This window comes from uncultured Romboutsia sp., assembly GCF_958366745.1.
GTDB lineage: Bacteria > Bacillota > Clostridia > Peptostreptococcales > Peptostreptococcaceae > Romboutsia > Romboutsia timonensis.
This window is the reverse complement of sequence record NZ_CATXCO010000108.1, coordinates 1-7,898: the sequence shown is the minus strand read 5'-3', so window position 1 is coordinate 7,898 and position 7,898 is coordinate 1. Positions and strand designations below refer to the sequence as shown.

At 27.1% G+C, this 7,898-nt stretch carries 7 protein-coding genes and 1 pseudogene; 6 read left to right on the top strand and 2 right to left on the bottom strand.

Annotated features, from left to right (window positions below):
• From Q5F54_RS08180 to Q5F54_RS08160, 5 genes are all read left to right on the top strand, one after another.
• Positions 1 to 823 (top strand): hypothetical protein (locus Q5F54_RS08180; protein WP_331562576.1); only part of this gene is annotated, 823 nt, incomplete at its 5' end.
• A gap of 111 nt (positions 824 to 934) precedes the next feature.
• On the top strand, positions 935 to 2,995 hold the full coding sequence (gene recG, locus Q5F54_RS08175; RefSeq protein ID WP_288525540.1) for an ATP-dependent DNA helicase RecG: 2,061 nt from the start codon (positions 935 to 937) through the stop codon (positions 2,993 to 2,995).
• Between the two features lie 38 nt (positions 2,996 to 3,033).
• Positions 3,034 to 3,588 (top strand): 16S rRNA (guanine(966)-N(2))-methyltransferase RsmD, encoded by a 555-nt coding sequence (rsmD, locus tag Q5F54_RS08170; RefSeq protein WP_277231030.1) that lies wholly within the window; start codon positions 3,034 to 3,036, stop codon positions 3,586 to 3,588.
• 1 nt (position 3,589) lies between these two features.
• Positions 3,590 to 4,099 carry a pantetheine-phosphate adenylyltransferase gene (coaD, locus tag Q5F54_RS08165; RefSeq protein WP_071119665.1) on the top strand — a complete coding sequence of 170 codons (510 nt, stop codon included), beginning with the start codon at positions 3,590 to 3,592 and terminating at the stop codon, positions 4,097 to 4,099.
• Positions 4,090 to 4,614 carry a hypothetical protein gene (locus Q5F54_RS08160; protein ID WP_071119666.1) on the top strand — a complete coding sequence of 175 codons (525 nt, stop codon included), beginning with the start codon at positions 4,090 to 4,092 and terminating at the stop codon, positions 4,612 to 4,614. The genes coaD and Q5F54_RS08160 overlap by 10 nt, the downstream gene beginning before the upstream one ends.
• A 13-nt stretch (positions 4,615 to 4,627) precedes the next feature.
• On the opposite strand, the gene Q5F54_RS08155 is transcribed toward Q5F54_RS08160, so the two are convergent.
• Positions 4,628 to 5,842, bottom strand: a complete 1,215-nt coding sequence (locus tag Q5F54_RS08155) for a sporulation integral membrane protein YlbJ (RefSeq protein ID WP_281537877.1) — start codon at positions 5,840 to 5,842, stop codon at positions 4,628 to 4,630.
• 68 nt (positions 5,843 to 5,910) lie between these two features.
• Positions 5,911 to 7,179, bottom strand: a complete 1,269-nt coding sequence (locus Q5F54_RS08150; RefSeq protein ID WP_277231022.1) for a nucleotidyltransferase — start codon at positions 7,177 to 7,179, stop codon at positions 5,911 to 5,913.
• 282 nt (positions 7,180 to 7,461) lie between these two features.
• Here Q5F54_RS08150 and Q5F54_RS08145 point away from each other — a divergent pair.
• Positions 7,462 to 7,898: pseudogene (locus Q5F54_RS08145) on the top strand (acetate kinase); the annotation flags it as partial.

The window sequence follows — 7,898 nt, the reverse complement described above, 5'->3', positions numbered from 1 at the left end:
TGAAGGAATAATAAAAGTACATGTTCATACAAATGATCCAGGTCTTGTACTTCAAGATGCTTTAAAACACGGTCAATTAGTAACAATAAAAATAGAAAATATGAAACTTCAACATGAAAATATATTAGTAGGTGATACTGATGAAATAGCTCAATCAGTAGAAGAAAAAGAATATGGATTCATAGCAACATCTATGGGAGAAGGTCTTGCAAAAATATTTAAAGACTTTGGAGTTGACTATATAATTGAAGGTGGTCAAACTATGAACCCAAGTACAGAAGATTTTATGAAAGCTATAGACAGTATAAATGCTAAAAATATATTCATATTCCCAAATAACAGTAATATAATAATGGCAGCAAATCAAGCTAAAGAATTAAGTGATAAGAATATAATTGTAATACCAACTAAAAATACTCCACAAGGATTTACAGCTTTAGTTAACTTTAATGCCGATGCTAGTGTAGAAGAAAATGAACAAGCTCTTATGGAATCTTTAACTATGGTTAAATCAGGTCAAGTAACATTTGCAGTTAGAGACACTGTTATGAATGATGTTGAAGTTAAAGAAGGTAACATAATAGGTATAGCAGAAAGTAAACTTATGGATGCTGGAGATAGCGTAGATGAAATAACTACATCTTTAGTAGAAAAATTAGTTGATGAAGATAGTGCTATAATCACATTATTCTATGGTGAAGATGTAACTGAGGAAGATGCAAATAATCTTCGTGATGAATTGGAAGAAAAGTTTGAAGACCTAGATATAGAATTATATTACGGTGGTCAACCTCTTTACTATTACTTAATATCAGTTGAATAATTATCTAAGTAACGAACATATTTTAGTTCGTAGGATAGATTAATAAAGTTAATTTTTAAAGTCCTGTATAATAATATTATTTGTACAGGGCTTTATTTATAGGTGATAAAAATGATTGATTTAGAGAAAGACATACAATATGTAAAAGGTATAGGTCCTAAAAAAGCATATAAGCTTAATAAGTTAGGAATTTTTACATTAAAAGATTTATTATTTTATTTTCCAAGACAATTTGAGGATAGAAATAATTTAAAAAAGATAGCGCAGTTACAAAATGATGAAAAAGCTACTATAAAAGCTGTAATAGTATCGGTAAATACAACAAATCCTAAAAAAGGAATGACGCTTACTAAAATAGATATAAAAGATGAAACAGGATATGCAAAACTTGCATTCTTTAATCAACCACATATAAAAAATTTATATAAATGTGGAGATACTGTATTAGTATTTGGTAAAGTTAAAAAAGAATTTAAAACTATAGAGTTAAGTTCTTGTGAGATAGAACATCTTACAAATGCTCCTAAAAGTACATGTAAAGTTATGCCTATATATCCATTGACTTATGGAGTAACTAACAAAGAAATAATAAGTATTATAAAGTCTGTTTTAAATAATGAAGAATTAAGAATAAAAGAATATTTACCTCAGAGAATAATAGAAAAGTATAAGTTATGTAGTATAGATTATGCTATAAGAAATATTCATAATCCTACTAGTAAAGAAGCATTAAAAATAGCTTTATATAGAATTGTATTTGAAGAATTTCTAATTCTTCAGTTAGGTTTATTTATGTTTAAAAATGGGACGACCGAGGTTGAGGGTATAAAATTTAATAGAGATGAGAATTTAGACAATATATTAAAGGCACTACCATTTAAACTTACTAATGCTCAAAATAGAGCCCTAAATGAAATAATAGAGGACATGCAATCTAATAAGGTTATGAATAGATTAGTACAAGGGGATGTAGGTTCTGGAAAAACTGTAGTAGCCCTTTTGGCACTAGCAAATTGTGTTTTAAATGGATATCAAGGTGCATTAATGGCACCAACAGAGATACTAGCAGAGCAACATTATATATCATTATCTGAAACGTTAAAGCCATTTGGTATGGAAATTGAATTATTAGTTGGAAGTCTTACTAAAAAACAAAAGGAGAAAGTTTTAGAAAGAGTAAAGAATAAAGAAATTGATATATTAATAGGAACACATGCATTAATAGAAGATAAAGTAGAATTTAATAATCTAGGTATAGTTATAACAGATGAACAGCATAGATTTGGTGTAAGACAAAGAAGTAAGCTCTCAGAAAAAGGTATAAATCCAGATATACTAGTAATGACTGCAACACCAATACCAAGAACATTGGCGCTTATACTTTATGGAGATTTGGATATATCTATAATAGATGAGCTTCCTCCAGGAAGACAGCCAATAGAAACATTGGCTGTGGATAGAGGAAAAAGAGATAAAGCTTACAACTCTTTAGTAAGAAGAGAGGTTGAAAAGGGTAGACAAGTATATATAGTATGTCCATTAGTTGAAGAAAGTGAAGCTATAGAAGCAAAAGCTGCCACTGAACTAGTAGAAGAATTAAAATTGGAGTATTTTAGTGACCTGAGAGTAGGTCTTTTACATGGAAAAATGAAAGCTAGTGAAAAAGATGAAATAATGAAAAGTTTCAAAAATAAAGAAATAGACATATTAGTATCAACAACAGTTATAGAAGTAGGAGTAAATGTTCCAAATGCAACATTAATGATAATAGAAAATGCTGAAAGATTTGGACTTGCTCAACTTCACCAATTAAGAGGGCGTGTAGGTAGAGGAAGTCATAAGTCTTATTGTATTTTAATATATGCATCAAAGAGTGACGTTTGTAGACAAAGAATGTCTATAATGGAAGAAACGAATGATGGCTTTAAAATATCAGAAAAAGATTTAGAAATAAGAGGACCAGGGGAATTTTTTGGAACTAGACAACATGGACTTCCGGAACTTAAAGTTGCTAATATATTTAAGCATATGAAGATATTAAAGCTAGCTCAACAAGAGGCTAGATATATTATAGGATTAGATTATAAATTACAAAATAATGAGAATAAGATGCTGAAAAGAGAGATTATGACAAAATTTGAACATTCTATTAAAGAAATTTCATTAAATTAATTAAAATTATGTTAAAATATACAAAGAGGTGAAGTTTGTTGAGAGTAATATCAGGAAAAGTGAGAGGGCTAAAATTAGATACTCCCAAAAATGAAGATGTAAGACCTACTACAGATAGAGTTAAAGAGTCTTTATTTAATATAATAAATCCATATATAATAGATAGTAATGTATTAGACTTATTTGCAGGTACTGGTTCACTAGGGATAGAATGCTTATCTAGAGGTGCATCATCTGCTATATTTGTAGATGTTAGTAAAGAAAGTATAAATATAGTAAAATCTAATATAAAGAAAGCTCGTGTAGAAAATGAAAGTACTATTTTAAATTTAGATTTTAAAAATGCAATAGACAGATTAAAGATTCAAAATAAAAAATTTGATATAATTTTTATGGATCCTCCATACTATAAGAATATGTTTATAGATGCTCTTTCAAGTATAGACGAAGCAGATTTATTATGTGATGATGGGATAATAGTTGTTGAACATGATACAAAAGATAAATTTGTAGATAAAATAGGCAGACTAGAAAAAACTAGAGATAAAAAATATGGAAATACAACTTTGACATTTTATAAGCTGGAGGAATAAAATGAAAAGTAAAAAAAGAAAAGCTATATTTGCAGGAAGTTTTGATCCTATTACAAATGGTCATTTGGATATAATTTGTAGAGCATCAAAACTATTTGATGAATTACAAATAGGTGTACTTTATAACCCAAATAAAAAAGGTTTATTTAGTTTTGATGAAAGAGTAGAATTAATTAAATCTTGTACAAAGCACCTAAAAAATATAAAAGTAGTTAGTTTTGATGGACTTTTAGTAAATTATTGTCAAGATCATGGGATAGGTACTTTAATAAGAGGTGTGAGAACAGGCGCAGATATAGAGTATGAACTACAGATGGCTCATATGAATAGAGAGCTAAATTCAAATATAGAGACTATTATGCTACCTACAAAAACAGAATATTCATTTATAAGTTCATCACTAATAAAAGAAGTATTAACAGTTGGCGGAGATGTTAAAAATTTAGTGCCAAAAAATGTTTTAGATGAACTAGAAAGAAAAACTAATGGGGGGAACGAAAAATGTATGTAGATTTAGAAGTTATGGATAGATTTGAAGAATTAGAATGTATAATAAGCAATGCTTCTTCAATACCATTTTCACATAAGAGTGGTATTGATAAGGAAGAAGTATTAGAATTAATAAATAATATAAAAGCATCATTACCAGAAGAATTAAAACAAGCACATTGGGTTAATCAAGAAAGACATAAAATAATAAATGATTCTAAACAAGAAGCTCTTGAAATAGTTGAACAAGCTAAAAAAGAAGCTGAAAGAATAAAGGAAGAATATGAAAATAATATAGAAGAATTAAAGAAAAATTCTCAAGAAATATTAGATGCATATTTAGAAGCTAGTGAGCCAGTTGTTAAGGCTGAAGAAAAAGCAAATGAAATGATTTCAAGAGCTGAACTTCTTGCGAAAGAAATAAGACTTGGATCAATAGAATATGCAGAGGATGTATTAACTACTGTAGAGCATAACTTAAAAAGTATATTACAAGAGGTTGAAAGAAATAGAATTGAACTAAATCCTGGAAAATAAAAGAAAGCTAAGATTAGCTTTCTTTTTTTATATTATAACTAGTTTTTTCTAATATTAATAATATCATAAATATGTAAAGGATTATAAATATAGGCAGAATTATAGTATAATTTCTTGAGTAAAAATTCCATATTGAATTATCATAAATTAAATTATACATTGTATCAAAATTAGATACAAATAAATCTGATTTTAATATTGGATATAATAAAAAAGTAAATATGCTAGCTAAAGAACCATGTAAAAATTTACTAAAAATATATATTTTTGTACTTATATCGGTCTTAGCTATAAAATTACAACATTGAGCGAGTATAGATAATCCACTAAAGCCAATTAAAAAACTAGAAAGAGAAGCCCTTAAAACTTCAGGTGTTGATAATACGGAAGATATTCTATCGCATCCTATAGTAATTTCGAATAATCCACTTATGAATGCATGACAAAGTTCTTTGGTAACACCAAATAATGAAAGAGGAACATAAAGTATTGATGAAATTAAAGAAATTATATTAAAAAGTGAAAATATTTCAAAAACTACAGAAAATACAATTACAAATCCTCCAATAGAGAGCAACGTATTAACACCATTAAATACAGCACTTCCAAATAAAACAAAAAATCCTCTATCATCTTTGTATCTATTATTTATAGTATTTAATACATTTGTTTTTAACGAAGATTTTTTATTACTTAGAGATTCTTTACCATAATTTCTAAATAACAGTCCTACAGATATAGAGCCCAAGTAATGACAAATAAGCATTAAGTATCCTAATGAAGGATTTTTAAACATTCCTGTTGCTACAGATCCAACTATAAATAAAGGACCTGATGTAGAACAAAATGAAACTAATCGTTGACCTTCAAATTTAGATATTTGATTGTTATTTCTAAGTTCTGATGCTAGCTTTGCACCTACAGGGTAACCAGATACAGTAGAGATAACAAATACTAAAGCACTTTTACCTGATACATTAAAGATAAATTTAGTAATAGGATTAATTATATATCCAATTATATCTACAACCTTTAAGTCTACAACTAAATTTGCTCCTATTATAAAAGGTAAGAGTGAAGGTATTAATACATTAACCCAGATAGATAAACCTTTTTTTGCTGCTAAAATAGATTCGTTTGGAAAGCTTACAATACCTAATATTAAGGTAATAACAATTAAAATGGGAAAGAAAAAGTTGATAATTTGTTTTTTATTAATTTTGATCACCTACCATCCATCTAATATAGGATTATTATATTAGATGGGATAGGCATATATGATAAAAGGTTGTATACTTACTTTACATATTTAGGTGATATGTAAAAGTCCATAGGACCTTTTAATAGGTTTTTGTTATTTTTATAATAGATAAGGTTATATATATTACTTGCTTTTATATCATAATCTATTAATGTTTTGAATACCTCATCATCTTTAGAAAATGAAATATTAGAAAATTTATTTATAATATTTATATCAGAATTAGTTTTTATATTTTTTATTATTTCACGGCCTTTATCATTAAAAGCTAATATTCTTATATAAGGTATATTATTAACATTTTTTATTTTGTTCATATCATTCTTAGTAATTCCAAGTAATATGTTATTTAGAGTTCTTTTAATTTTTGTCATAGTGTATCTTTTAGATTTTATAGATTCTTTTAAATCATCTAGTGTTAAAGATGTAAAAATACTTTGATATATTTTATTTTCTATTCCTTCATTTACATCAAAGTATGTATTTAAAATATTTTTATCTCTAATTATTATTGATGATAGAATTTCAAAGTAATTATCATCGAACATAGGGTAGAAGTCATCATCAATTTTGCTTTTTAGCACATCGAATGTATTATTAGGCACAACTTTAGATATGGAAGAAATATCATTTAAATCTTTTAGCTGTTTTCTAATTGCAGTTGCAGAACAAATATTACTTTCTATAGTTTCGCTATTGTAATCTGATTGAACTCTAGTTATAGTGTAAGGTTTTATTTTACTATTTAACTTTAATATACTTTTAATATATTCTAAACCTAATATATTATTTGATGAATTTAATATATTTAAAAGTTTTTCTTTTGAAATATCTAAAAGTTTAAAATCATTAATATAGTCAAATAAAGCTAAGCTTCTAGCTGTTGGAAATAGCATTCCATCACTTAGATATTTTTTTAGAGAAATTTTAAATTCTTCAGGTTCATCTACTAATATTTTAGAGATTGTATAAAGGATATCAACATCTCCTTCTTCGCTTCCAAAACAAATGGCATCAACACAATTTAATGAATTTAGAGTAGTTATTGCGCCATGAGAAAATATTTCAGCACTTTGGCAAGCAAACATTGTAGGAAGCTCAATAACTAAATCAACTCCATTTTTAACTGCGGCATGAGCTCTTGTATATTTATCAAATAAAGCAGGTTCTCCTCTTTGCAGAAAATTACCACTCATAATAGCTATAGTATGAGTAGCTTTAGTTTTTTCTATGGATTTTTGTAAATGATATAAGTGACCATTGTGAAAAGGATTATATTCAACTATAAGTCCAAGTATCTTCATGAAAAATTCTCCTTTTGTATTTATATAATAAAGGTTATTAACAAATTATCAAGAAATATTATTTTATATTAGAAATAAATTTGTTAATTATATTATAATATTATAACAAATTGAGAAAAATAATGTAGGCTAATATAAATATCTTAAATTATATATACTTTTATGAAAAAAAGTGGTATATTAATTATTGTCAAAATGTTTAATGTATACAATATATATTTAGCATATTTTAAGCCTAAGGCTTATTACATATTATCTTTGAAATTTTAAGGAGGTATACTAATGAAAATATTAGTATTAAACTGTGGTAGTTCTTCATTAAAATATCAGTTAATAGATATGTCAAATGAAGAAGTTTTATGTGTAGGATTAGTTGAAAGAATAGGTATAGAAGGTTCTGTACTAAAGCAAGAAAAAGATGGTGTTGAAGGAAAACTTATAGTTGAACAACCAATGAAAAACCATCAAGATGCTATAAAGTTAGTATTAGACGCTGTAGTTGACCCACAATACGGTGGAGTTAAAGATATAAAAGAAGTTGAAGCTGTAGGACACAGAGTTGTTCACGGTGGAGAAAAGTTCGCTGGATCAGTATTAATAACTGATGAAGTTAAGGCTGCTTTAGAAGAGTGTATAGAATTAGCACCACTTCACAACCCAGCTAACATAATGGGAATAGAAGCTTGTGAAGCTATACTTCCAGGGGTACCAATGGTAGG

What these genes read in the sequence shown, in the direction of transcription:
- recG (WP_288525540.1), top strand. Translation starts at nt 935, where the DNA reads ATGATTGATTTAGAGAAAGACATACAATATGTAAAAGGTATAGGTCCT.
- coaD (WP_071119665.1), top strand. Translation starts at nt 3,590, where the DNA reads ATGAAAAGTAAAAAAAGAAAAGCTATATTTGCAGGAAGTTTTGATCCT.
- Q5F54_RS08160 (WP_071119666.1), top strand. Translation starts at nt 4,090, where the DNA reads ATGTATGTAGATTTAGAAGTTATGGATAGATTTGAAGAATTAGAATGT.
- Q5F54_RS08150 (WP_277231022.1), bottom strand. Translation starts at nt 7,179, where the DNA reads ATGAAGATACTTGGACTTATAGTTGAATATAATCCTTTTCACAATGGT.